The organism is Pseudomonas duriflava, assembly GCF_007830155.1.
GTDB classification, from domain to species: domain Bacteria; phylum Pseudomonadota; class Gammaproteobacteria; order Pseudomonadales; family Pseudomonadaceae; genus Chryseomonas; species Chryseomonas duriflava.
Genome location: NZ_VLKY01000063.1, coordinates 1 through 1,102, shown reverse-complemented (window position 1 = coordinate 1,102; position 1,102 = coordinate 1). Strand labels below are relative to the sequence as shown.

Annotated in this window: 1 protein-coding gene; it reads left to right on the top strand. The window is 42.8% G+C overall.

What is annotated here, in order from left to right; all coding sequences use genetic code 11:
- The first annotated feature begins 277 nt into the window (after nt 1-277).
- The gene (locus IQ22_RS23090; protein ID WP_145146130.1) at nt 278-982 is read left to right on the top strand and encodes a 3-hydroxybutyrate dehydrogenase; all 705 of its coding nucleotides are present in this window, start codon (nt 278-280) and stop codon (nt 980-982) included.
- Nucleotides 983-1,102 lie beyond the last annotated feature (120 nt).

The following is a 1,102-nucleotide window of genomic DNA, read 5'->3' as shown; positions in this document are numbered from 1 at the left end:
TACGCGTCTGCTTGCGTTTAACAGCGTACTCGGCCTCGGCGAAGGTCATCTGCTTCATGGGGATCTCGGCGGGTGAATCCAGCCAGTCTGCCAGAGTCAGGCGACCTTCTTCAGAATTTCCTTAGGTTTTCTTATACTTGAATTAAGTCCACTTTGATAATTAAATTTCTATAATAAATATGCATTATATAATGAGGATAAATCTTAAATTAGATACTTTCTAATAACTAGCTATCCTACTATCCTAATGAATGCCATAGATTTTAAGGGGAACAAAGTGGAGCGCCTTAATGGAAAATCATCATTTTGTATAAACTCTGGTGACGGACTTGGTTTTATCATAGCGATCAACCTTGCGCGACTTGGGGCCGAAGTGACTATTCATGACAACAGTCCCGCTGTTGTTTTGGCTGCAGTAGAACGTTTACAACTAGCTGTACCAGGTTCTGCAGTCAAGGGGGTTGCAGGCGACCCTTCCACTGACCAAGGTCTACAATCTTTATTGGACCGCGTTGGCTCAACGGATATATTGATTTGTGACACATTAGGAGCCGGTGCGGTTAGTTTTACTGAAGCCCCTAGTGAGCCTCAGAGTAAACATTTGATTTCCATACACGACAATGTAGATCGTTTATTTGAAGGGGTGGTAAGAAGAATGCCCCAACGTGACTGGGGTAGAGCCTTTTGGCTATCTACTGCCAATGCTCCTGATCACCTTGCGGGTGGGTCTGTAAATCCACTGCTTGCTTCTACAGATTCCATAAGTGCTGCCAGGGCCGGCATGAGTATTTACAGCATACTTGTTCCATCCCCTATACTTTCTCCTGTTTCAGATGTAATGAAATCAGAAGTTCTGCGTACACAAAACACCTTTGATTTAATTGTCGAGCAATTTGAAAAAGATCGACGCCCTATCGAGATCAGAGAAGCTGCGAAAGCTATTTTAACTATCATTCAGCGCATTAATTCAGTCTGTATATAGTTTCTGTGAAAAACCTAAACTATTAAAAAGTATTGAAAAGGGAGCTACGTTCTGTCTGAAAAATCGATTTGCTAGGGAAATTCTGAAGAAGGTCGCCTGACTCTGGCAGACTGGCTGGAT